18 protein-coding genes and 4 pseudogenes are annotated in these 24,828 nt (G+C 53.9%); 9 read left to right on the forward strand and 13 right to left on the reverse strand.

The window, feature by feature from the left end:
- Window positions 1-275: 275 nt before the first annotated feature.
- The gene (gene rplB, locus HFM78_RS07360) at window positions 276-1,112 is read left to right on the forward strand and encodes a 50S ribosomal protein L2 (RefSeq protein ID WP_287128782.1); all 837 of its coding nucleotides are present in this window, start codon (window positions 276-278) and stop codon (window positions 1,110-1,112) included.
- Window positions 1,113-1,114: 2 nt separating this feature from the next.
- Here the strand turns inward: rplB and HFM78_RS07365 are convergent, their stop codons facing one another.
- Window positions 1,115-1,723, reverse strand: a complete 609-nt coding sequence (locus HFM78_RS07365) for a glutathione S-transferase family protein (protein WP_287128783.1) — start codon at window positions 1,721-1,723, stop codon at window positions 1,115-1,117.
- A gap of 182 nt (window positions 1,724-1,905) precedes the next feature.
- Here HFM78_RS07365 and HFM78_RS07370 point away from each other — a divergent pair, with 182 nt between their 5' ends.
- Window positions 1,906-3,585, forward strand: a complete 1,680-nt coding sequence (locus HFM78_RS07370; protein ID WP_287128784.1) for an SIR2 family protein — start codon at window positions 1,906-1,908, stop codon at window positions 3,583-3,585.
- A 188-nt stretch (window positions 3,586-3,773) separates the two neighbouring features.
- On the opposite strand, the gene HFM78_RS07375 is transcribed toward HFM78_RS07370, so the two are convergent.
- The 3 genes from HFM78_RS07375 to HFM78_RS07385 form a co-directional block, all read right to left on the reverse strand.
- Window positions 3,774-5,993, reverse strand: a complete 2,220-nt coding sequence (locus HFM78_RS07375) for a cation:proton antiporter (RefSeq protein ID WP_287128785.1) — start codon at window positions 5,991-5,993, stop codon at window positions 3,774-3,776.
- A 115-nt stretch (window positions 5,994-6,108) separates the two neighbouring features.
- Window positions 6,109-8,901, reverse strand: coding sequence for an FG-GAP-like repeat-containing protein (locus HFM78_RS07380; RefSeq protein WP_287128786.1), 2,793 nt, complete (start codon window positions 8,899-8,901; stop codon window positions 6,109-6,111).
- A 9-nt stretch (window positions 8,902-8,910) separates the two neighbouring features.
- A complete protein-coding gene (locus HFM78_RS07385) occupies window positions 8,911-9,498 on the reverse strand; it encodes a hypothetical protein (protein WP_287128787.1) in 588 nt (195 codons plus the stop codon).
- Window positions 9,499-9,806: 308 nt separating this feature from the next.
- Here HFM78_RS07385 and HFM78_RS07390 point away from each other — a divergent pair, with 308 nt between their 5' ends.
- Window positions 9,807-10,286, forward strand: a complete 480-nt coding sequence (locus HFM78_RS07390; RefSeq protein ID WP_287128788.1) for a hypothetical protein — start codon at window positions 9,807-9,809, stop codon at window positions 10,284-10,286.
- 46 nt (window positions 10,287-10,332) lie between these two features.
- Here the strand turns inward: HFM78_RS07390 and HFM78_RS07395 are convergent, their stop codons facing one another.
- The gene (locus tag HFM78_RS07395; protein WP_287128789.1) at window positions 10,333-11,934 is read right to left on the reverse strand and encodes a DEAD/DEAH box helicase; all 1,602 of its coding nucleotides are present in this window, start codon (window positions 11,932-11,934) and stop codon (window positions 10,333-10,335) included.
- Between the two features lie 208 nt (window positions 11,935-12,142).
- On the opposite strand from HFM78_RS07395, the gene HFM78_RS07400 reads away from it, so the two are divergent.
- Window positions 12,143-12,340: a DUF751 domain-containing protein gene (locus HFM78_RS07400; RefSeq protein WP_287128790.1), complete on the forward strand. Its 198-nt coding sequence runs from the start codon at window positions 12,143-12,145 to the stop codon at window positions 12,338-12,340.
- Here HFM78_RS07400 and HFM78_RS07405 read toward each other — a convergent pair.
- The 6 genes from HFM78_RS07405 to HFM78_RS07430 form a co-directional block, all read right to left on the reverse strand.
- Window positions 12,332-12,535 (reverse strand): hypothetical protein, encoded by a 204-nt coding sequence (locus HFM78_RS07405; RefSeq protein ID WP_287128791.1) that lies wholly within the window; start codon window positions 12,533-12,535, stop codon window positions 12,332-12,334. The genes HFM78_RS07400 and HFM78_RS07405 overlap by 9 nt on opposite strands.
- Window positions 12,536-12,926: 391 nt before the next feature.
- Window positions 12,927-13,847 (reverse strand): hypothetical protein, encoded by a 921-nt coding sequence (locus HFM78_RS07410; protein WP_287128792.1) that lies wholly within the window; start codon window positions 13,845-13,847, stop codon window positions 12,927-12,929.
- A gap of 162 nt (window positions 13,848-14,009) precedes the next feature.
- The gene (locus tag HFM78_RS07415; protein ID WP_287128793.1) at window positions 14,010-14,681 is read right to left on the reverse strand and encodes an ATP-binding cassette domain-containing protein; all 672 of its coding nucleotides are present in this window, start codon (window positions 14,679-14,681) and stop codon (window positions 14,010-14,012) included.
- Entirely contained in the window at window positions 14,678-15,208 is a 531-nt protein-coding gene (locus HFM78_RS07420; RefSeq protein WP_287128794.1) for a DUF2808 domain-containing protein, read from the reverse strand. Before HFM78_RS07420 ends, HFM78_RS07415 begins: the two co-directional genes overlap by 4 nt.
- A 382-nt stretch (window positions 15,209-15,590) precedes the next feature.
- The gene (locus HFM78_RS07425) at window positions 15,591-15,734 is read right to left on the reverse strand and encodes a hypothetical protein (protein ID WP_287128795.1); all 144 of its coding nucleotides are present in this window, start codon (window positions 15,732-15,734) and stop codon (window positions 15,591-15,593) included.
- Between the two features lie 83 nt (window positions 15,735-15,817).
- Window positions 15,818-17,131 (reverse strand): ATP-binding protein, encoded by a 1,314-nt coding sequence (locus HFM78_RS07430; protein ID WP_287128796.1) that lies wholly within the window; start codon window positions 17,129-17,131, stop codon window positions 15,818-15,820.
- 449 nt (window positions 17,132-17,580) lie between these two features.
- Here HFM78_RS07430 and HFM78_RS07435 point away from each other — a divergent pair, with 449 nt between their 5' ends.
- From HFM78_RS07435 to HFM78_RS07445, 5 genes and pseudogenes are all read left to right on the forward strand, one after another.
- Window positions 17,581-18,954, forward strand: a complete 1,374-nt coding sequence (locus HFM78_RS07435; RefSeq protein WP_287128797.1) for a UDP-glucose/GDP-mannose dehydrogenase family protein — start codon at window positions 17,581-17,583, stop codon at window positions 18,952-18,954.
- Window positions 18,955-19,533: pseudogene (locus tag HFM78_RS16225) on the forward strand (GDP-mannose 4,6-dehydratase); the annotation flags it as partial.
- Window positions 19,534-19,578: 45 nt separating this feature from the next.
- A pseudogene (locus tag HFM78_RS16230) lies at window positions 19,579-20,694 on the forward strand (NAD-dependent dehydratase); the annotation flags it as partial.
- Window positions 20,695-20,697: 3 nt separating this feature from the next.
- Window positions 20,698-21,132, forward strand: a pseudogene (locus HFM78_RS16235) (GDP-mannose 4,6-dehydratase); the annotation flags it as partial.
- 261 nt (window positions 21,133-21,393) lie between these two features.
- Window positions 21,394-24,207: a hypothetical protein gene (locus HFM78_RS07445; protein ID WP_287128799.1), complete on the forward strand. Its 2,814-nt coding sequence runs from the start codon at window positions 21,394-21,396 to the stop codon at window positions 24,205-24,207.
- 116 nt (window positions 24,208-24,323) lie between these two features.
- On the opposite strand, the gene HFM78_RS07450 is transcribed toward HFM78_RS07445, so the two are convergent.
- Window positions 24,324-24,494 carry a hypothetical protein gene (locus HFM78_RS07450; protein WP_287128800.1) on the reverse strand — a complete coding sequence of 57 codons (171 nt, stop codon included), beginning with the start codon at window positions 24,492-24,494 and terminating at the stop codon, window positions 24,324-24,326.
- 134 nt (window positions 24,495-24,628) lie between these two features.
- Window positions 24,629-24,828, reverse strand: a pseudogene (locus HFM78_RS07455) (hypothetical protein); the annotation flags it as partial.

Genomic DNA, 24,828 nt, shown 5'->3' on the forward strand with positions numbered 1-24,828 from the left:
GCGAAGTGCTGGAAGAAGGCAAGGCCGAAGGCAGAGCCGAAGGCGAGTTGAAAGGCAAGCTGGAGACGGTCCCGGCTTTGATGAAAAGGGGTTTTACACCCCAGGAGATTGCGGAGATTCTGGGGTTGACGTTAGAACAACTGCAGGCAGTACCCTAGCCCTGGGTCCGTTGTGACGCGCTCGATAACTCAGAAAAGTTGCCCATCAGTCCTTAATCGTGGCATCATTAGAAATCGTGCCGATGGAAACCCTATCGTCGGCCTTGGAGCAACCCCATGGGGATTCGCAAATTTCGCCCGATGACACCGGGCACCCGGCAACGGACCACTTCCGATTATGCCGACATCACCAAGTCTGAACCTGAAAAGTCCCTGACTAAATTCCACCACCGCAAGCAGGGCCGCAATAACCGGGGGGTCATCACCTCCCGCTTCCGGGGCGGTGGACATAAACGGCTGTACCGCACGATTGACTTCAAGCGGGATAAGCGCGGCATGATAGCCCAAGTCATTGCCATTGAGTACGACCCCAACCGCAATGCCCGGATTGCCCTGGTCCAGTATGAGGACGGGGAGAAGCGTTACATCATCCAGCCCAACGGTCTCTTGGTCGGGGCAACGATTGAGAGTGGACCCACCGCCGACATCCGTTTGGGTAACAGTCTCCCTCTAGAGAACATCCCCCTCGGTTCTGAGGTCCATAACGTCGAGTTGGTCCCTGGACGCGGGGCACAGATGGCCCGTTCCGCTGGGGCCGTGGTGCAGCTTGTGGCGAAGGACGGCGGTTTTGCCATCCTCAAACTACCCTCGGGCGAAGTCCGCCGGGTCCGTAAGGAGTGCTACGCCACCCTGGGTCAGGTGGGCAACCTGGATGCTAAAAACATCTCGATTGGTAAAGCTGGTCGTAACCGTTGGCTGGGCCGTCGTCCCCACAACCGAGGCGTGGTCATGAACCCGGTTGACCACCCGCACGGTGGAGGTGAGGGCAAGTCTCCGATCGGGATGAGTACCCCTGTTTCGCCCACTGGGGTCCCTGCACTCGGCTACCGCACCCGTAAGCGCAACAAACCCTCGTCGCGCTTCATCATCACCCGTCGTAAGGCGAACCGCTAAATTCAAGGGATCTGCATCCCCCGTTGGACCGCTGGGCGACTCGCAATGGTTTCTGCCCAGCGTTTGACGTGGGGATAGGGGTCCAAACTGATACCTTGATGGTCGTGGACAGAGACCCAGGTGTAGGTGGAAACATCGGCAATCGTGTAATCCGCCCCAGCAAGATAGGCTGATTTCCCTAACTGTTCGTTAAGAACCCCGTAGAGACGGTGGACTTCTTTGGTGTAGCGGTCAATGGCGTAGGCGATTTTTTCTGGGGCATAAAGAGCAAAATGATTGAGTTGCCCGAACATCGGCCCAACGCCGCCCACTTGAAACATTAACCATTGCAAAATCGGATAGCGGTTCTCGACGGGAAAAAGTTTACCTGTTTTCTCGGCTAGATAGATCAGGATTGCGCCGGACTCAAAGAGGGCGAGGGGTCCATGGGGACCATCAGGGTCCACTAGGGCCGGGATTTTACCATTGGGATTGATGGCGAGGTAGGCGGGGGTGTGTTGGTCGCCCTTGGTGATATTGATGACATGGAGATTGTAGGGCAGGTCCACCTCTTCAAGCATGACCGAGGCTTTGCGTCCGTTGGGTGTGCTGAAGGTGTACAGGTCAATCATGGTGCTGGCTCAGACGTAGGACTCTCTCACTTTAGGGAGCCTCGCCCGGTCTGATACCTTTCTCAGGGAGGAGCCGAGTTACTGAGCAAGCTCTCCGCTTTCCTAGTGTTATCTGCTGACCCTTAGCCCACCACACGCGGCGTAATGATATCCTAAATCTGCTCTCTTGAAAAAACTCAACCGTGACCGAGGCTGCCCCCCTACGGAGAATTAGTGTAGATGAGTTTGCTCGTCGGCTAAAAGATGCAGTTGAACAACAAGATAAACGCTTTGCTTTTTTCCTGGGGGCGGGTTGTTCTATTTCCTCTGGTATTCCTTCGGCAGGGGGTCTGGTAAAGGATCGTTGGCTTCCTCGGCTTCATAGTTTTCGTACTCCCCTTCAGAAGCTAGAAAGTTGGATATGTGAAGAATTTCCAGGCTATGACTCCGATAAACCTAGTGCCTCTTACGGCCAAGTTATCGAAAAGCTGTTTCTTCATCCTGAGGAGCGGCAGCGTGAATTTGAGCAACTGTGCGACAGTAAATTTCCTGGGTTTGGCTATGCGGCTCTGGCTAGCTTAATTGCCTCAAAAGACGGACGGTTCAACATTGTCTTGACGACTAATTTTGACGATCTTGTTGCTGATGCTCTTTATCTTTTCACTGATGCCCGTCCTTTGGTTATTCCCCACGAGTCTCTAGCAAGCTTCATTCGACCAACGCGCACACGTCCCCTTGTGGTGAAGCTTCATGGTGATCACCGCCTAACGCCAATGAATACTGAACAAGAAACAGAGCAATTGGAAAAAGCGATTGAAAGCCAAGTAGGTACTTTACTTTATGACCGGGGGCTGATCTTCATGGGCTATGGAGGGAATGATAAGAGCGTTATCAAAATGTTACATTCTCTTCCTAAAGAGGCACTTCCGTTAGGCGTTTATTGGGTTAGCGGAAGTGAACCTCAAGGGGAGATAAGAGCTTGGTTGAATCTACGTAAGGCTGTATGGGTTAACAAGAAAGATTTTGATGAAGTCATGGTAATTCTGCATAGCGTATTTAAGCTTGCCCCCCCTAACTCCAATCGATTTGACAAGGTTTTCCAGAAATATATGGACACTTATAACAAAGTGTCTACACAAATTGATTCACTACCCAAGGACGCTCTCGATGCAGTAGCACTAAAAGCAGCACTTGAAATCACTGACCAATCTTTGCCAGAGTGGTGGTCTTTCACAGAGCAAGCCTTGCGTCTTCACAATAGTGCGCCCGAAAAAGCTCAAGAGTTATATTTAGAAGGTATAGTTAAGTTTCCAATTTCTGCTCCTTTAATTGGCAGTTACGCTATTTTCTTACATACTATCAAGAAAGACTATGAGGAGGCCGAGAGGTACTACCGCCGTGCTCTTGAGATTGACGCCAATAATGCGAACCACCTTGGAAATTATGCTGGTTTTTTACTTTCAAAAGGGCGGACTGAAGAGGGACTATCAATTTTAGATAGAGCATTAAATGCACCTGAGATAGCCAGTTCACCTGCTCTTCTTGTTGAATGTTGGTTTTACTCACTTGCACATGGCAAGCCTGAGAAACGGAGACAGGCTTTGTACAACTTGAAGCAAGCGTTAGTTGAAGGTAAACGCTCACCAGGATGGAACCTTAAGACCAATATTGAACAAGATTCAGAAGGAGGGACACCCAGACGTGTTCTGGTTGGAGAAGCTGGCGGCTGTGATTTCAGAAGATGCAGATACTGGGGAGTTGGAAGCATGGGAGACTTGGCAAGACGCTTGAAACTTTGGTCAGGGAGCTTAAGGGGTGACACTGGACTCAGCTACGCAGGTAGTAACGATTCCTACCCCCCGAAAACGGCTTCTACCATCTAAAAACGAGTTCTACGCACGAGAAACCGTGCTTACGGTCTAAACAACGAGTTCTACGGACGAAAAACGATGCTTCCCGTGCGAACAAGGCGTTTTGTAGAACGAGCGTCTCGTATTTTGACTAGCTCATCCTCGACAAGCCTCCGGGACTGGTAAGGCGCGGGTCCGGGGGACACAATAACTGCTTAGGGTTACTTTGCCAACGCCTCCACTTGGTCAATCGCTTCAGGTTCGCCCCGCAGGAGTAAACAATCGTCTACGGCGAGGGCGAGGTCGCCGCCCGGAGCGTTGAGGAGTTGCCCTTGGCGGCGGATGGCTTGGACAACCACGTTGTAACGGCGGCGGAGGTCGGTTTGCATCAAGGTCTGACCGATGAGGGAGGAGGTCTCCTTGAGGGTGATCCAATCGCTCAGTCCCGCCCGCGCCGGGGTGCGGAGTAATTCCTGAAAACTGACCCGCTCGGCAGGTGAACCCACCACCAAGAGACGGTCCCCCGCCAAAACTTGCGTCTGGGCCGTGGGGTAGCGCAGGGTCTGGTCCCCCCGTTCAATCGCCATCACACTCGCCCCGGTACGGTTACGGATGTCCCCTTGAGCCAAAGTCAGCCCCACCAAACCACAGGCCGGGGTCAGGGTGAACCACTCGCCATTGAAGTCCTCAGCAATCGTGAGCAGTTCTTGTAACGCGCTTGGGGCTTCAGGAATGAGGGTCCGGTAACGTCCGGTGCGGATTTGGGTCAGGATCGCCTGGATCGTCTGACGGTCCTCGCCCAGTAGTAATAAAAGTTGTGCCCCCATCTCCATCGCCGCCTCAAACTCGGGCTGGACGACCTCACGGGCACCGAGTTGGCTAAGGACTTCCACTTCACTGGTTTGATGGGCACGGGCGAGGACCGTCAGCTCTGGGGCGAACTCCAAGGCCCGTTTGAGGACTAAACGGGTACTGGCGGGGTCCGGTAGGGCAATGGCGAGAGACTTAGCGCGTTCGAGGTGAGCTTTTTCCAGAATTAAATCGCTCTCGGCATCCCCGAAAATATAAGGAATTTTTTGGTTGCGGAGGGACTGGACCGCCGCCTCACTGTTATCGAGGACCAAAACCGTCTGCCCCCGTTCTCGCAACAGTTTCACCAAGACCTGTCCAATGCGTCCGTACCCGACCACGACCACATGGTCCTGGAGGACCGCTGGGAGGCTCAGTTCACGGATGCCCTGGAACCGACTTAAAAAACGAGCAGTTAAAGGCCAGCGCAACAAACTCTGGGCCAGTAGCGGCGCGAACTTCAGCAAGGAAGGAGTCAGCACTAAGGAAACCGCCGTCGTCCCCAGGACCAGCACGTACTTAGATTGAGTCAACAAGCCCAAGCTCAGCCCCACTTGAGCCAACACAAAGGAGAACTCCCCAATCTGATTGAGCCCCAGACTGACAATCACGGCAGTTTTGAAACTGTAGCGGAAGCTCAGCACAATCGGCAGAATAATTATGGCCTTGCCGACCATCACCACCGCTACTAGGCCCAGGATGAGCCCGAGGTTTTGCCACAATAACAGGGGGTCAATCAGCATCCCAATTGAGGCAAAAAATAACGTCGCAAAAATATCGCGCAGGGGCAAAACTCTCGCTAGGGCTTGGTCGGCGTACTCCACTTCCGAGAGCATCAGCCCCGCCACAAACGCTCCCATCTCAATCGAAAGTCCCACCGCCGCCGTGGTGAAGGCCACCCCTAGACAGAGCGTGACCACCGTGAGCAAAAACAACTCCGCACTCCCCGTACGGACCACCGCCCGCATCAACCAGGGCACCACCCAGATCCCCGCCGCCACCGCTGCCGCCACAAAAAGTAATCCCTTCCCTAAGGCCAACAACAGAGCTAGCCCAATCGCTTCTGGGGGTTGATTTAAGGCGGGCAGAACCGCCAGGATCAATCCCAGGGCCAAGTCCTGCACGATAAGGATGGCAAGCATCACCTGTCCATGCAAAGTCGGGACCTCCCCGCGCTCCGTCAAAGTCTTGAGGACCACCGCCGTCGAGGACAAGGATAGTAACGCCCCCAAAAAAAGACCCCGCACCGGCGTATCCACCCAGCCCGTACCGTAGGCCAAAAGCGCAACCAGGACCGTAGTTAGTCCAATCTGAAGCAGCCCGCCCCCCAGCGCGATCCCCCGGACACGATTAAGTTCTTTGAGAGAAAACTCGACCCCTAGGGCGAACAACAACAGGGCAACTCCTACAGTCGCCAGGGACGCAATCCGCTCATCCCCCAAGAGTTTCAGGCCGTAGGGACCAACTACCAGCCCCCCCAGCACATAGCCCAAGAGCGCGGGTTGCCGTAGCCGCGTCGCCACAAACCCACCCAGGGCCGCCGGCCCCAACACTGTAACCAACTCCAAAATGAACTCAGTACCCGCTGCCATCCTGCTCCCCCCGTGAAGTTTATCGTGCCTCCTTTGATAACGCGCTGTAAAAGAGCCGCTGAAAGGTCATCGGCACTGGCTCATCTCCCACCCTCAGAAGCGCAAGTCGCTACTCTCAGTTAGCTGGAACATTGCCAAAGAAGATACCCGTGATTAACCCCGTTCCGTTCATCAACCAAATCGCGTTGTCCCCACTGATGTAGTTGCGCCATAACAAGTCCGCTTGGTTGTCCCCGTTGAAGTCCCCGCTCCCGATAAGCTGCCAGTTCAAGTCCGGCAACGCCGGTAGCAACACCCCGGCAGTGAGGGCCGTCCCGTTCATCAACCACACCGCACTCTCAGCACTACTCAAGTTGCGCCAGAGGATGTCCGCTTGAGGGTCCAGGTTGAAACTCCCCTGCCTCGGGGTGATAGCTTGGCTCACCATCTGCCAACTCAGGTCTATCTGACCCAAGGGAGCCGCCCCCGCATAACTCGTCCCGTTCATCAACCAGATAGCGTTGCTGCTGTCGGTGTAGTTGCGCCAGAGTAAGTCCGGCTTGCCGTCGCCGCTGTAATCCGCCGCCCCGACCAGTTGCCAGTTGCGGTCAGTCACGGTATCAATCAGGTACCCAGCGACAAAAGTTGTACCGTTCATCTGCCAGAGGGCGTTCTCGCCGGTGGCATAGTTGCGCCAGAGTAAATCAGGTTGTCCATCCAGGGTGAAGTCCACGGCTGCCACCAGTTGCCAGTTGGGGTCGGTGACACTATTGAGCAGGACGGAGAAAGCAAAGGCGGTGCCGTTCATGAACCAGAGGGCATTCTCACCGGTGGTGTAGTTGCGCCAGAGGATATCGGACTGTCCATCGTTATTGAAGTCAGCGGAGCCGACCATCTGCCAGAGTTCAGAGCGGACATTGTAGGGCGCGACCCGGAACGGGAAGGGACTAGAGGTGCCGCCCGCTGTGGTGACGGTGACGGTCGTGGGCGTACCCGCGAGGATGGCGGGGACCGTGACAGCGAGTTGAGTACTAGATAAGAGCGTGAAGGCGGCGGGGAGGCCATTGAAGAGGACACCCGTGACACCCGTGAGGTTATTGCCCGTGAGGGTGAGGCGAGTGGTAGGCGGACCAACGGCTGGAAAGAGGTCCGTCACAGTGGGCGGAGTAACAGTGGTTGTGGTGACAGTGAAGAAGCCGCCGGTGACAGTTCCGCTTGGTGTAGTAACGCTCAAGGGTCCAGTAGTCGCGCCGCCTGGAACAGTGGCGGTAATTTGGGTACTGGAGTTGACAGTGAAACTTGCGGCGATCCCGTTGAATCGAACCGCTGTCGCCCCGCTAAAGTTCGTGCCAGTGATAACGACGCTGGTACCCACCGGACCTTGGAGCGGGTTGTAACTGCTGATGGTGGGTGCAGTATTGACTACGGCTTGTTGCAAGTTGAGGACGATGTTTCCAGAACTACCGCTAAAACCATCTACAGCGATGCGGTAGACCGTACCGCCGAGGGCATTAAAGGTAACGGTGCTTGTGCCGTTGCCGCCGCTATCGTCATTACTCGCAATCGTGGTCAAGGCATTGACGGCAGTCCCAGTGTAAACGCCCAAGGTCGTATCGAACGCACTGCCGATGGTATTGATGGTCACACTGCCCGTGGCTGGGGCAGTCCAGGTCCACCAGACCGAGCGTCCACCAGAATTATTAGCGTGGTTTGGCTCCCCGGCTTCTTTGGTTGCGTCCACATTAGAGCTGGAGATAGTGATGGGGTTGCCTGCTAAACCGATGGCGTTAATGAAATTGTCGTTAGTAGGTGTAGAGACTTTGTTCAAAATAATGTTGATATTCGCGAGGGTCCCACCAGCGTTGACCGTGAGGATTGTACTGGTGTTGGGATTGTCGCTGGCGGATTCACCAACGTTATAAAACTCCTTGACTGCGCCCACTGGGAAAACAGGGATATTACCATCTTCAGTACTATAAAAACTAATCGTCGAAACTTCGCTCGGGTTAATCGGTTGGATATCCACAGTGTATTGACCCGGTGGTAAGCCCGGCAGCGTAAAGGTCCCTTGGAAATTGGGATTTGGTGCATTGTTCAAGTAACCCGAAATGACCGACACAGCATCTTTTTGGGGAATTCCTCCTACCTTGCGGGCGACAACGAGGGCTCCATCAAATCCCGTGACCCCATCTCCTAACAAGACTTTCCCAGTAATCGTGCCATAGTTCGTACTGAAACTCGAAGCTGGGTAGAAGTTGCTCATCCAAGAGCGGTCATCTAACTCCAAACTCTCCTGCTGTGCGCCAAAGAGAAAGGAATACATGGTTGGGATGTTGGTGAAGTCAACTGCACCTACTGACTCCAGCAAAGTATGATCGAGTCCACTGAGGTGCCCAAATTCATGGATGAATGCTGATTTGAAACCGGGGTCGTTAGAGAATTGCCCGTTGAGGACTGCAAGACTGTAAATAATCTCACTATTATTTGTGATACAGTCCGGTCCAGCGAACCCTAGAATATCATCCGAAGACCCTACCCCAAAAATTAAATCGACAATGGAGCCATCCGTATCAAAAACTACATAGCTGGCAGGATTCAGGTTATTAACGCATTGGTCAAACCGTTCATCTTGTAACTCAAAGAAGTTGTCGTCAGTAATATCTTCAGAGAGCGGACCGACATTTTGGTAGCTGATGTTGCTGTCTGGAATATCTTGCCAGGGTTGGAAAGCTGTGGTGACGAAACTGAGGGCTTGAGCATTGGTCAAGCTCCCCAAACTACCCTGGTCTGTCTGGTATTTGATGGGTAGTTTACTAGCACTAAAGCGAAGCGGCTGGTTGTTAAATACACCAATCGTTCCTCCGGCTTGGACTGGAGCAATGTTTACCGCAAGCAGGGCTAATACGCCCCAAAGTACGCGCTGACGCATGGTTAATCCTTAGTTTTGGGTAATGAGCCACTGCAAAATCTTGGTCAAGAGCGTCAAGCGCAACGGTTCGCCTTGATTCGCCCGCTGGACTTCCTGGAGTTCACCCGTAGATAGTATCCCCGTCACCCGTTCTAGGGGGAAGAGGTCCCAGTTACTGCGTCCATTCTGGGCCACTTTGACCCCTTGGGCATCGTCACGGATGGCGAAACGGCCCTGTTCAATCCCGACGGGACTGGTCAACCCGACTTTACTCGGGGTCCGCAACAACAATAAAACTTCTTCGCCCTTCTGAAAGCCCTTGAGATGGGGCAGCCCAGGATCATTGCTGGCCCCGTACTGGCGAAAGACTAAGGTCTGGGTAGGCGTACCTTTGAGGACTTGGCTGACTGCCAGGGTAATTTTAGTGACGGGAATATTGGCATAACCCGCTAGAGACTCGGTTTGTACTTCCACACAACGCCCGACCACCACCTGCCCTGCCCGTTGGCTCAGCTCAGCTAGATCCAGGGGACGGGCAATCTGGGCAAAGCCGGGAGCCGTCCCTAATAAAGGCGCAATGCACATCAACCGGACTAAAAAAGAAGTGAGGAGACTCATCAAGAACCACCATGGGAGGTTAAGAAGATTATATCTGTCCTAAGCCCTTGTCCTGAGAGGAAACTACTAGCTTCACATTACTTTGCAGTTGCAGTATCACGATTGACTTCAACCCTTACGATTTGTTTTGGCCGTACTAACGGGAGCAAGGTAGCGTTCATCGGTGATGGGGACGTTAAACTCGACGGTTTCATAGTCTAGAGGCAAGGTTGCTGTATTGCCTTAGTAAGTAATGCCGTTCATTATTTAAGTTGTGCTTCGGTATTAAGCGGTAGGAGGTGCTTCCCTAGAATTGTTATGGTGTTCTTATGTACTCACTGCCGTCAGATCGATTCCTAGACCTCTCTTCATGCCCGGTTTGTCGTCTGGGTCGGCTGGCGGTTATGCCCTTGATGGAAGTCCTAGCCTGTAATCTCTGTCGGCACATTTTTGAAGTAGACTCTGAGCGTCAGATGGTGGGAATGGTGGGTAGTGCTCCGCCCTTAGTCTGGCAGTGGGACGGGCAAGGCTGGGCTAGTCCTCGCGGACAGGGCTTCTCACGGGCGGATCTATTAGTGGGCGTAGTCTTGGTGGTATTCCCGACGTTATTAGTGGGCGGGAGTTGGATTTTTCGGCCCATCGGCACGGGACCTCTAGCTTGGTTTCCGGCTTTCTGGACGGGATTAACGTTTGTTACGCATCTGATGGGTATCTTGAGTATTCTGGTGTCGTACTACCAATTTTCCGTAATGACTTTCTTGAAATCTCTAGTCCAATCGGTGCTACGAAATACGAAGCTGTTTCATTAAAAACGGGGCGAGGACAGTCCCCACCCCGTCACTTTACCTTGTGAACTTACTCCGCTAGAGCGAAGGCGACTGGACGGCCCCGGAGCGTCGTGTTCTTGAGATTGAGCACAGAATCGCTGTCCTGTTCACGGACCTCGACGAAGGCACAGGTGTCCATGATCTCAATCGCGCCAATTGTGCGTCCCGGAATCCCGGCCTCGTTGGCGATCGCGCCAACAATGTCACCGGGGCGCAACCCAGCATCCCGTCCGGCCCCAATGTAAAGGCGGACCATCGGCTGGTCGCCGCCAGTTGTCCGTTTCTCCACTGAACGGCGCGGGCTCTGGGGCGGGGCACTCGGCGGGACCTCAATGGGCCGTTGCGACTCAGGCAACAGGCTCAAGGTAGCGCGGGCAATGTCGAGGGGGTCAAACTCCAGGGCTAGCCGCTCCACGAGCTCTTGATGGTCCTGGCGTTGTTCGAGATTGACCAGGATCTCGCGCAGGTGGTCTTCTAGACGTTGCCGCTGGGCTTGTTGCACATCCTTGGGACTGGGAGCTTTGACGATGGCAATGGGTTGACCGACCGCCCGCTCGTAAAAGCGCAATAGACGACGCTCAGCCGGTTCGACTAGGGTGATCGCTACGCCCCGCCGTCCGGCCCGCCCAGTGCGCCCGACTCGGTGAACATAGGTCTGGGCTGCTGGGGGCGCATCGTAGTTGAAAACGTGGCTAATCTGCTCAATGTCCAGGCCCCGTGCTGCCACATCGGTGGCAACCAGCAAGTCTAAACCCCGGTTGCGGAACTTGCGGATTACATTCTCGCGGGCAGTCTGGGTCAGGTCGCCGTGGTACACATCCGCGCTGTAGCTGAATTCTGCCAATTCTTCAACTAACTGGTCTGCCCCTTGTTTGGTGCGGGTGAAAATGAGGACGGCCTTGGGTGCTTCCAGTTCCAAGAAGCGGATCAAGGTCTGGGTCTTGTGGCGACGGCCCGTGACCAGACAGGCCCGTTGGTCAATGTCCAGATTGCGCTCCTCACCAGGGTTGGCCTCGACCATCACGGGCACGGGGTTTTTGAGGTACCGCTTGCTCAGGTTCTGGACTGCCGGGGAGAGGGTCGCGGAGAAAAAGGCGGTCTGACGGTTGGTCGGGGTCGCATTCATCAGCTTGGTCACGTCTTCGACGAAGCCCATATCGAGCATCTCGTCACATTCGTCCAGCACCAAGGCTTTGAGGTGGTCCAGTTTGAGTAGACCACGCTCCAAATGGTCCAACAATCGCCCCGGGGTCCCGATTACCACATGAACACCCCGGTGCAGGCGACGGCTCTGTTTCTCGATTGGCTGACCGCCATACACGGGTAGGACCTGGAGGTCTGGCCCACCAAAACTAACCACGGCCTCAGCAACCTGAACCGCCAATTCGCGGGTCGGAGTAAGGACTAGCAGTTGGACCTGTAATAAGTTGGGATCAATTTGCTGAATGAGAGGGAGGGTATAGGCAGCGGTCTTGCCCGTACCGGTGCGGGCACAGCCAATGACGTCGCGTCCAGCCAGTAGTTGGGGGATGGCAAGCTCTTCAATAGGCGTCGGCGTGTCGAAACCGAGACTAGAGACCGTGCGGATGAGTTCAGGGCTTAGGCCCAGTTCCTGAAATGAGAGTGACATGTTGCTCCTCTGAGGGTGAACAGCCTCAAAGGGGCTTCATTCCCTGCCCTGCCCTTAAGACTGCGTAAGAACATTCAGTGTTTTTGTTCTCACTAACAACTATCGTACTATACAAAACGTAATTTTTACAATATTTTACATCCGATGGACTGATGAACCTTTCCAAAGACCTCGGCTATACTAGCTAAGGCGTTGGTGCTGGGCAGCCATGGGTGATTTCATCAAAAGCATTTCCAAGTGGCCCGTTTTCTTGGCTGGGTCATTTCTTAACAATGTCATGGGGACCTTTGGCTGGGTGGCTCCCCTCTGGCGTAACCCGGTTACAGCTTTCCTACTAGTCCTAGCTTTAATCGGGAGCATCATCGGGCTCGTGTTAACCCTGCGGGCGATGCTGAGCTTAGGTTAGGGCTTTGAAGGGGCAGGTGGGGCAGTCTGACATGATGGTATCGCGGTTGCCGTCTTGGTGGCCCATCATGTAAGAGAGTTCGGCTACCTGGATGGTGAGATTAGTCAGCTTCAACCCGACATAAGGATCGAGGTTGTCGGTAATCCCCAACATTAATTTCTCAATACTGATGCGTAGACCTTCAGGAGCTTTCATGGTGTCCTCATGTAGTGGATTTGCCTCATCTTAACTAGACTCCCCAGCGGTCCTATTAGACTTAGGGTATACCTAATTAAAAGCGGTTGCTGAATCTTTAGTGTCTCTCTTGATACTATATTGACAGCAACCCTATAAATTTTAGAAAGTCTATAGATCCTACAATTCAATTATGACACTTTGACACCCTATTGGTAGGGTTTTGTTAGGTCTTTTTACCTAAATGTGGTGTTATTTTCGTTCTATTAGCTTGTATACTCTAAGAGTGAGGAAGGCATAGTCCTCCATCGGGGATCGCTAGAACTTCATAAATCACCGTTATTTATGACTCTTATTAGGGGAATAATCCTGGTTGTGGGTAGGGCTTATGTCTTGAGAAAGAGGCCATTGACTAGTCAGCGACCCAGACCACTTGCGCCGGACTTCCGCCCACTTTAAGGGTGATTCGGCTAGTTCCGACAACGACGACGACTTCACCTTGTTGGGGAAAGGGGATGAGTAGGCGGCCTTTGGGATCGAGGTTGACTTGACCCATGGTGCGGTCAAATTTGAGGGGTGATTGGGGGGTGAGGGTGGCGCGGTCAAAGACAAGGACCTGTTGGGTGTTGGTCTCGACGGCGTAAATTTGGCGGTCATTCACGAGCACCTGGGAGATGACCACGGGTCGTTGGGAGAAGCTGGCTTCGCGGAGGGAGCGTTGATTCTGGACTTTCCCATCCTGGACAACAAATAGGGTCTCCCCGAGGGCCACATAAACTAACCCCGCCCGTGTCGCAAGCGGCATCACGTAGGCTGGCGGACCCAAGGAGAGGGCGGTTATCGGTTGAAGATTCTCGTGGTTAAAACCCAACAAGAGACCCTTAGCGGGATTCGTGACCCAGAGTTTGTCGGCGGTGAAAGCCAGACTGGGAGCGAGGAGGAGGGAATTGGCTTCACCGAGGCTCCTGGGTTCACCTACGGGTTTAAGGTCCTGTTGGCGCAGTTGGGTCAGCTTGAGCGAACGGGCATGCAGGATGTACAGGTAGTCGTTATCCGCCACGACCTCCACCGGAGCGAGAGTCAGTTCAGCCATAGCTTGGGGTTGGAGCGTCTGGGGATCAAAACTGGTGAGCCGCCGTTGGGCATCTAGGGTATAAATCTGGCCTGACTGATAGAGTTGCAGGGGTTCAGTTTTAAGGTTGGTAGTGTTGAGGGTGCGGAGGCTCTGGGGGTCTACCCGGCGTAGTTGGGGACCGGCTTGGTCCAGAATGATCAATTGGTCGGCGGTGACAGGCAGGGCTAATAAACAAAGGACAAGCAACAGGGAGCGCATGGTTTCATTGTCTTGGTTTGTGGGACCGTTGGCAATTAGGCTCCTTCACCCCACGCGTGGGGGACCAAGGTAGAAAAGTATAAGTAGTGGCAGTAGGAATTAGGGTAGGGGCGGGTTTCAAACCCGTCCGTCCCTGCCGGGATAAGGCATAGCTCAAGCAGGTCAAGGCGTTGTGAGGACTGAGTGTGGCGGACCCACCAGTTGCACCCGGCCCTGCGCTATTAAGACTACCGTATCTGCCAGCCGCGTTGCCTCGGCCCGGTCGTGGGTGACGAGGACCATCGGTAACTGGAGTTGTTGTTGTAAGTGCTTGAGTTCGCGGCCCAAGGTCTCCCGCAAATCGCTGTCGAGGGCGTTGAAGGGTTCATCTAGCAGGAGGAGCCGGGGGTAGGGCGCGAGGGCACGGGCCAAGGCGACCCGTTGGGCCTGTCCGCCGGAGAGTTGTTGGATACATTGTCTCTCCAATCCCGTTAACTGTAATTGGGTCAAGAGTTCCAGGACCCGCTGTTCCTGTTGAGAAATAGACCAACGGTGTAGCGCGAAGGCAATATTTTCGTGGACGGTTAAATGGGGAAAAAGGGCATGGTTCTGGAATACATAGCCCACCTGCCGCTTTTGGGGAGGCCAGTTTACGCGCTGCTCGGTATCTAGGAATTGTTCAGATCCCACTTGGACCCGGCCCCGCGCTGGAGTTAATAAACCCGCTAAGATATTCAAGATCGTAGACTTACCGCACCCGGACGGACCAAATAGGACTACCAATCCGAGGGGAGCCGTGAATTCTACGCCCAGCTTAAAGTTGCCCAAGGTCTGCCACGCTTGGCACTGAATCACTGACTACCGCCTGGACTCTGAAAAGTGATGCGCCCATAGCCAACAAACTGAGAAATGGGCTGTGTACCCACGGGCAAAGCTTGGACCTCAAACAGGTAAACCCCACTCACCTCCGGGTTACGCATCTGCTGGAACTCAATGGTGATGTAGCCCGTGGGTGGCGAAAGGAAATCCACCATCACTGTCCGGCCCCTTAGGCTGATGGTCGCCGGAAGCTGTTGACCGATGGAGCGGGGTCCCGTGGCTCCTGGGTTACTCGGCACATAGACTAAAACCTCCTCTGGGCGGGGCAGATTGATACCAAAAGGAACGGCATCATCGGGAACAGTAATTGTCAAACGGGCTAAGGAGGTCTGCACACGAGCAGGGATCGCCACGTTGAACTGGTAGGAAGTGGGACCGTAGCGCGTGACATCATTGAGGGCTAGGGCGGGTTGGAGCTTGAGCGCGGTCTCAAAAGCAACTGGATAAGCCCCCACCGGAACCAATAAGCCCACCAGCCCCAGCGTACAAACTTGCTGCCACATAGGAATCTCCTGCTTTAGTGCTGTTTTAACAGTTGGGAGGCAGTTGTTGTCCGCAACACAGTTGCCAGAGCAGAAAAGTAGCAAAGCTAGCTGACTTGGAAATGCTGAAGGCCGCAGCCCGTGACGGCTACATCCATTTAACTAAGCATCTGTTACCCACAGTGTGGAACATGGCCCATTTAAGTGCGGATGGGATTTAAGATGCGGCTCACAGCGGTTTTTTAACGGGGAGAAGCAATAAGGCTAAAGTGCCAGCCAGCGGCTAACTCTGGCTGCGACAGGTTGCGTTTTTTCTGATTCAAAGTGTGATGGCTATTTCTTCATTAGGGGCTATAAGCTGTGCGTAAGTCCTGTAATTTCTCTCAGAATGAATAGATTGTTCCTAACCCTTACAACTATGCTTGAAGGTATGGAAATCAAATACAAAAACTGGCTGGTTAGCATTACTCCCAAACTGGGTACAGGTGATGGGCGACCCCAGCATGATATTCTCTTGAAAAACCCAGAGGGCGTAGAGTTCGTTCATCTTTCGGATGGAAGTTTTGAAGATTCAAAATCTATGACTGAAAGAATTATTGATGACTTTGATCAAGTGTATCGCAGGTTGGCCTAGAAACTTATTTGCGTCGTATCACTACCTTTGGTTAATTCTAAAATGAGGTGGATTAATTCTTCCATCTGCACGGGTTTGACGATATAGGCTTGATAGCCCGCTTGGATGGTGTACTGACGATCTTCTGCTTGGTTGCGGGCAGTGAGGGCAATAGCTGGGATTGCGTTGCCCTGTTGGGCGTCCAACGCGCGTACTTTTTGGATGAATACATAGCCGTCCTCGTCGGGCATGGTGATATCACTAACGAGGATATGGGGTCCCCATTCCGTCAGCATAGCTAGAGCAACTTTGGCAGAGGATGCACTACGGACTTGGGCTTGGCGTAGGGCAATACTGGTCAGATTTCTGGCTTCGAGATCATCATCTACCACCAAAACTTTGAGTTGGTTGAGGCCGCCAGCGTAGTGAGCTTGGTAGGAAGCCTCCCTTTCCACGGGTATCCCGAGGAGTACAGGGATCAGCCCTTGCCCACGAATCGCACTGACACCGAGGCGGAGGGTGAAGGTCGCTCCCTGCCCCGCTCCCGCGCTGGCGGCCTCGAGCGTACCGCCGTGCAACGCGACTAAGTGACGGGTAATGGTTAGCCCGAGGCCTAATCCAGCCTGATAACGAGTCGTCGGACCCGCCTCCTGCCGGAAACGCTCAAAAATATGGGGCAGAAGTTCAGGTGTGATGCCCTGCCCGGTATCGCTGACCGTGACCACGATCTGACCCGCGACCCGTACCATCTGGACGACAACATTGCCACCAGCGGGTGTGAATTTAATGGCGTTGATGAGGAGATTCCAAATCACTTGCTGTAGACGGTTGGGATCGCCCAAGACAGTGCTGGTGTCTCCGTCCAAGTTGACCGTGAGTTGGACCCCTTTACTAAGGGCGATCACGATCACGGAATCAATGGCAGTCTGGACAATTTCAGCGAGGACGACGGACTGCATATCGAGCCGGATCTTGCCAGGGACCATCCGCGCTACATCAAGCAAATCTTCAATCAGTCGGTTCTGAGTAACCACATTGCGTTCAATAATCTCCAAGGCCCGTTGAGCGGCGGCGGGATCAGTTATTTTGCGCCTGAGCATCTGGGTCCAACCCAGAATGACATTTAGGGGCGTGCGTAACTCGTGGGCGACCGTAGCCAGAAATTCATCCTTGAGCTGACTGGAGATTTCCGCTTCTTTGCGGGCTTGCTGTTCCAAGGCCAATAGCTGCGTTTGGTCTTCTACAGCCTGTTCTAGCTCGGTCACACGCTCACAAAGGGTCGTCAGTCCGTCAATAAGTTGTTTTTTTGATAGGCGGCGATGGAACTGCATGGGCCACTCCTTCAAGCAGATTTTTATTTGCTAACGGGTTCAGAAATAGCCTGGGTACATATACTCACCCATAAGGCTGCTATCTGCAACCTGCAAACAAAATGCACACTGTTTTCATTCATCATTAGTCTCATCGTGAACTCCCCTGTATGCCTTGTAGTGATAACACAAAAAAAATAAAAATTTGTCCATCACGTTACTCATCTCTGCCAATATTGTTCTAAAGTTGAGGACAAAAAAGTTTAAGTGTTCAGGAATTTTACTCACACTGGGCCTATTTATGGGGTTGGACTCGTGCTCTCCGTTTATCTTGCCTACGCTGCCTGCCCTAGGTTTAGGCTACGAGCTTTCCTTGATTTCTATTTTGGGATGAATTCTCTAATCTAGGTCCTACCCTGACTGCGGTAAGCAGCGGGGTAAAATACCAACATCCGTAAAAGGAACTGGGAATGAAAGTAGCTGTGGTCGGCACGGGGTATGTAGGACTGGTAACAGGGGCTTGTCTTGCTGAGGCGGGGCATCAGGTGATTTGTATTGACAACAACGAAGCTAAGGTGGCCTCCTTGAAGCAGGGCCGTATTCCAATTTTTGAGCCCGGTCTTGAACAGATTGTCCGTCGTAACTATGACCAAGAGCGGTTGGTCTTCACCACCGATGTCGCGGCGGGGGTCCAGCAAGCTGGGGTAATTTTCATTGCGGTGGGTACGCCCGCCCTACCGACGGGGGAGAGTGACCTGCGCTACGTTGAGGCGGTGGCGCGGACCGTGGGGGAACACCTGGATAGTGCCTACCGGGTCATTGTCAACAAGTCCACCGTCCCGATTGGCTCTGGGGACTGGGTACGGATGCTGATTCTTGAAGGGGTAAAGCAGGCCAAAGTCCCCGTGACGCCCCTGGGGCATGAAGCGGACCCCGTGACGCCTAATTTCGATGTAGTCAGCAACCCGGAGTTCTTGAAAGAAGGAACGGCAGTTTGGGATACCTTCAACCCCGACCGGATCGTGGTCGGGTCCGATAGCCCCAAGGCGATTGCGATCATGCGTGAACTATACCAGCCGATTGTGGACCGGGAATTTGCCGAGGCTCCGGGGGCACCCGTACCCTTTGTGGTCACGGACTTGGCCTCGGCAGAGATGATCAAGTACGCGGCGAATGCTTTTTTGGCGACCAAGATCAGTTTCATTAATGAGATCGCCAATATCTGTGAACGAGTCGGGGCGGATGTCTCGGAAGTGGCCTACGGGATCGGTCTGGACCAGCGCATCGGGCAGAAATTTTTGCAAGCAGGCTTAGGCTGGGGCGGTTCTTGCTTCCCGAAGGACGTGGCGGCCTTGGTCCATACGGCGAACGATTACGGCTACGATACCCGCGTCCTGAGGGCTGTCGTCGAGACCAATCGTTGCCAGCGCGTCCGGGTAATCGAGAAGCTACAGCAGGAACTCAAGGTCCTCAAGGGGAAAACCGTGGGTCTGTTGGGGCTGACCTTTAAGCCGGATACGGACGATATGCGGGATGCCCCCTCCTTGACCTTGATTGAGCATCTGCATAAATTGGGGGCCAGGGTGAAGGCGTTTGACCCGATTGTGTCAGCTTCGGGGATTCGTGAGGGTTTATCCAATGTGATTGTGGAGACGGACGCCTATCGGTTGGCGGAGACCTGTGACGCGCTGGTCTTGGTCACGGACTGGAAGGAGTTTCGCAACCTGGACTTTGAAAAGTTGGCCCAACTAGTCAACCGCCCTTTGATTATTGATGGGCGCAATTTCCTGGACCGTCAAGCGTTGACTAAGGCTGGGTTCTGGTATGTAGGGATGGGCCGTTAGATGCGGATCTGTGTGACGGGCGGCGCGGGCTTTATTGGTTCCCATTTGGTGGACCAGTTACTGCATCAGGGCCATGAAGTGATTGTGGTGGATAACTTCTACACGGGGACCAAAACCAATCTCCTGTCTTGGCTCCAACAGCCCCGTTTCGAGTTGGTCCGTCACGATATTACCCAGCCCTTGTTGCTAGAGGTGGACCAGATTTATCACTTGGCCTGTCCCGCCTCGCCCGTCCATTACCAGTACAACCCGGTCAAGACGATTAAGACGAATGTGCTGGGGACCTTGAATATGTTGGGGCTAGCTAAGCGGGTCAAGGCCCGCTTCCTTTTGGCCTCAACCTCGGAGGTCTATGGCGACCCGGAAGTGCATCCCCAAACGGAAGATTATTGGGGTCATGTCAATCCGATTGGTATTCGCTCTTGTTATGATGAGGGGAAACGGGTAGCCGAGACTTTATCTTTCGATTACCACCGTCAAAATAACGTGGATATCCGAGTGGCGCGGATTTTCAACAGTCTAACGGGAGACCAAAAAGTTATCTATTACCAAGCCGACCAACTGTACTACGAGACGTTTGCAGCGTGTTACGAGCGGATTCACGGGGATATCTCGGGGGTATGTGTGCCCTGCTTTATCGAAGGGGGTAAGACGGCACTCAAGCCCATCTCGGCAGTGTGGAAACATCCGGTTCAGAAAAAAGGCTACGCCATCACGACCACCTGGGGTCAGCAGGTCAAAATCACGGAAGACCACAGTTTATTTACGCGCGATGGCGAGGAACCCAAGCCAGTTTTTGGTCATGCGTTGCGCGTGGGCATGGCGATTGCGGTACCCTGCCACCTACCGTTTATCGAAAAACCACTCACGCCTTTTTATGTTAGTGACTGCAGTACAGTTACTCAGCTCTGGGTAGTCAGCGCGGAGATTGTGGCCTATCTAGAGCAATTCAACCAGGAGATCCGGGAATATCTACGGTTGAAGAAAGTCCCGCCGCGTCAACACTTTAGCTACTTTCAGAAAATTAAAACCTACAACCGGATGCACTTGGATCTATGGCGGTATTTGGGGCTTACCTTGACGCCCAAAGAGCAGATTACGGCACGGGCTTCTAATAAGTTGATTAAAAACCATATAGCGAATATCCCGGACTTGCTCTGGTTCCTAGGCTTCTGCCTCACCAACGGGCGGTTAGTCCCCGTTCATGGCGGCTATCAACTGGTCTTCAGTTCACACTTAGAGAAATTAGTACGGGTGGTGGATGAACTCTTCGGGTTTCCGTGCTTGGTCCGGTCTAGCTCCGTTCAGATTAAGTCCAAGATTATTGTGGACTTAGTTACCCGTACTTTTGGTTGTGATGGCGATATTCCCACTTGGGTCCTGCAACTTCCTAGGGAACAATTACTTGATTTTCTAACGGGTTTTTGGGAAGGTGACACCCTCCGTATTGATGACTCGTTGACATTCCATAGCTCTAGTCAATTAATTATGGAAAAACTCACGCTCATCCTCACGTGCTTTGGTTTGATTGGCAATGTGGTAACCGATGAGGAAAATAGCCAATACAGCCTTGCTGTCGCGGGTAATTTCGCTCAGCTAAGCCGGGTGCAAACTCCCGCAACGGATATCGCTTGGGCTTTAATCGAAAAGATTGAGGAATTTGCAATTGATGAGGATGTGTATGACTTCTCGGTACCCCAGTATGAAAACTTTGTTGGCGGGACCTACGGGGTCTTCTGTCACAATACCTACGGCCCGCGCATGATGCTCAACGATGGACGGGTGGTCAGTAATTTCCTAGTCCAAGCCCTTAAAGGGGACCCGCTCACAATTTATGGGGAAGGACAGCAGACCCGGAGTTTTTGTTATGTTAGTGACCTTGTGGCTGGGTTGATGAAGTTGATGAATGGGGATTTTATCGGCCCGGTCAACCTCGGCAATCCCAACGAGTTCACGATCATGGAGCTCGCCCAAGTCGTCAGAGAGATGACGAACTCGACCTCAAGCATCAGCTACCGCCCCTTACCCGCCGACGACCCCAAACAACGCCAACCTGACATCAGCCGTGCCCGCAAACTCCTGGACTGGGAACCGCTCGTCTCGCTACGAGAAGGTTTACCTCTGATGGTTGAGGACTTTGAAAAACGCTTGAGCCTGCCCGAGATTGAGCCGAGCTAAGCGATCTCCCTAACCCCCTTTTAAAAAGGGGAAACGCTTGGGGATGACAGGACTAAGAGACAAAGTCTAGTTAGTGAGTTAACCATTCACTTAGACATACCTCTTTCTACGTGGACGTTCACACTTACGAGTGATGGCTAATTCTCAGGCAGCGGCAAAGATGAACGTATCTTACGACCACGGCTCCGCGCAACGACCTCACGCCCATTTTGGATGTTTGGTGCTGCCTGGACGGGTCTGGTTCACAAGAGGACAACAGTCATGGCTTGGCAACTACTTGCTCAAATCCCCGATACTACGGTTTTAACCTATCCTGAGCCGCAATTCTTTGTTGCTCTGGTGGCGGGACTCGCCTTGGCCCTTGCTTTTCAACTGTTGCTGACCAATCTCTCGGTGGCGACGGGCATTTCGTTGTTAGGCAATGTCAACCCCAGCAGCATGGACTCTAGTGAAGGCGAGAGCCTCGGGGGAGCCTTCCGCAAAATCGGTGTGGCTGTGGGCCTGTGGACCTTAGTAACCGTTAGTCTTGCTCTTTTCGTGGCTTCTTTCTTAGCCGTCAAACTTAGTCTGACCACAGATGTCGTCCTAGGGGCGATCCTCGGCTTGGTCATCTGGGCGGCCTACTTCTCCCTTCTGGTCTGGGGCGGTTCCAACACCGTCGGTTCCCTCGTCGGTTCTCTGGTCAATACCGTTAATGCCGGTTTTCAAGGCTTGGTCGGTACTGCCGCCGCCGCCTTTGGTGGCAAGAGTGTGAATGACCAAGTGGTCGCCACGGCTGAGGCCGCTGCTGCTGCCATGCGCCGGGAATTTGGCGGGGACGACCACACCACCGTGCGTGAAATGGTCGAGGACTACCTGGGCGATATCCGCCGCCCAGAGATGGACCTCCCCCGCATCCGCCGCGAATTCGAGAAACTTTTCAATGATCCCGAGCTTCAGTCCTTGGCCTCCCGCGAACGGCTGGCGAATGTGGACCGCAAGACATTTGTAGATCTCGTTAGTTCCCGGACGGACCTCTCCCGCAAAGAAGTAGACCGGCTGACGGACCAACTCCAGGATGTCTGGGAGGAAATGGTCCAGAAACGGCAACAGCGCGACCTCAATGAGGAACTGCTCACTTTCTTGCGCTCCGCCCGCCCCGAGGAACTGCGCGGCACGGACCTCAACAACCGTTTGGGCGACCTCGTGGAGCAGCTACGCCAAGAGCGGGCCACCCAACCCCAAGCCGCTAAGGATGCCGCGAAACCCAGCCTAATGGACCAGGCCCTACAATACGGCTACTCTACGCTTCTGGGCACGGTTTTAGGCCGCACCGACCTCTCGGATCTAGATGTACAAAAAGTCCTCCAGCAACTCCAAGGGCTGCGCGACAAAGCCACGGACCAAGTATCCAACCTCGCGAATACGATCCGCACCGACAGCGAGAACTACCTCCGCAATAGCTACCCCTGGAAGTTCAACAACGAGACTATCGCCCAAGAGTTCCGCGAGGTCCTACTTGACCCCGAGGCTGACCCTGCCCAAGTGCGACGCCAAGTCAGCGGTCTGGACCGGGCTTTCTTTGAACAAACCTTGAAGGCGCGCGGGGACTTCGCTGAGGCCCGGATGCAGGAGATCATCGACCAGCTACTCCAGATCCAAACCGAAGTCTTAACCCAACTCCAATCCGCCGAAGCCCAAGCCCACCAAGGCGACCTCAAGGCACGGTTGGAGACTGTGCTGACCAAAACCCCCAAGGAGCAACTGGGCACTGAGGCCAACCTTGATGATTTCCGCCAGACCCTTGATGACCCCACCACCACCTATCCGGTGTTGCAGGAACGGTTGGGCAGTTTCGATACAGCATACTTCACGCAAGGGTTGCAGCAACGCGGGGACCTCGACGGGTTCACCTTGAATGCACTGGTTGCCCAACTGGACCAAGCCAAAGCCCAGGTCCTCGACGTGGCCCAACAACGCCCCGCCAAACCCGTAGACCAGACCCAACAACTGGTGAGCGGCAGAGTCAGTCAGGCCGTGGGTGGAACTGTAGACCAAGCCAAGGGCCAAGCCGACCAGACCCTGACCATGATTGCTGATTATCTCCGCAATACCCAACGCGAAGAACTCAACCCCGAGGGCATCCAGCGCGACCTCAACACCCTCCTCCAGAATCCCAAACAGGGACTGCGCCAACTCCGGGACCGACTCAGCCAGCTTGACCGCGATACCCTACTGAGTCTAGTCAACCAACGCCAAGACCTCAATCGTGAACAGGCAGACCAACTAGTAGACCAAGTGCAGGGCGTACTCGGCAAAGTCAGCCGTTCGCCACGCCGATTCGCCAGCCGCGCCCAAGCGACGGTGATGGACTTCGAGTCCAACCTAGAGGGCTACCTCCGCAACACCCAAAAAGAAGAGCTCAACCCCGAAGGGATCAAGCGCGACCTGAGTATCCTGGTCCGCAATCCCCAACAAGGCTTGAGCAACTTGGGCGAACGGCTGTCCCAGGTCGACCGCTCCACCGTGGTCGCCCTACTGTCCCAACGCCAAGATATCAGCGAGAGCGAAGCCAACCGCATTCTGGACCAGTTCGACACCGCCCGCACCCAGGTGATAGACCAACTCCAACAGGTCCAACGCCGTCTCCAACAAAGTGTGGAAGGGTTATTCAGTCGCCTGCGTGTCTACCTCAACGCCCTCGACCGCCCCGAACTGAATTACGAGAGCATCAAGCGCGACCTGCGCCGCACCCTGGATGATCCCAAAGCTGGATTTGAGGGCTTGCGGGACCGTCTGGGTCAGTTTAACCGTGAAACTGTCGTGGCCCTGCTCAGTTCCCGCGATGACATTTCCACGCACGATGCCAACCGCATCCTGGCCCAACTTGAAAATGCCCGCGATAGCGTCCTCCAACGGGCCGAGCGTGTCCAATCCGAAGCCCAAAAACGGATGGAGGACCTGAAACGGCAAGCCCAAAAACAGGCCGACGAGACCCGCAAAACCGCCGCCGCCGCCTCTTGGTGGCTCCTCGGCACTGCCCTCACCTCGGCTGCCTTCGCTGCCCTGGGGGGTTTCCTCGCTGTCCTCCCCTAAACCTTGACTCTCCCATGGCTAAGCCCTCCCCACGGAGGGCTTTTTTTTACGATGTTGTAGACGCAAACCGCTCCGAGTTTAGGATTGAGAATTCCTATGCCAACTAGTGAAGAAACTCAAATTTGTTCAGGATCTAATCCGAGTTCCCGGAGTTTAGTCGCTAGACGCTCAGCCCGTTGTCGTTCAAGTTCTTCTGGGGCAAGAACCGGATTGCCCGCTGGGTCATGCCAACGCAACCACCCTTGGGTAGACTTACTCCAAAATCCATACCACAAGCCAAGATACAACTCCACACCTTCTATCCACACCCTTGCCTGACTACTTACGGTTTGTTCATATCTTCCGTTAACCAACTGAAATAGTTGCAGCGTCCGGGTGTTTTCATCGAAGACCACGTAGTTCGGAATTTGCAGGATGGGTTTTACCCAGGTCTTCCTCGGTTGTACTGGGCAAAGTGTTGGTCCTGATAGAGACTAGAGACCCCAACTACCCCAAACCAATCCGGTTGTTTGTACCATAGGGTATGGGCTGGGTCATAGTACAGATAGAGGTCATATAGCAAACCTACAGGGATTGTAAAAAGAGTCATGGTGCTCAACCGCCGCCCCCAACCCCCAACCC

Source organism: Candidatus Cyanaurora vandensis (assembly GCF_013285555.1).
GTDB classification, from domain to species: domain Bacteria; phylum Cyanobacteriota; class Cyanobacteriia; order Gloeobacterales; family Anthocerotibacteraceae; genus Cyanaurora; species Cyanaurora vandensis.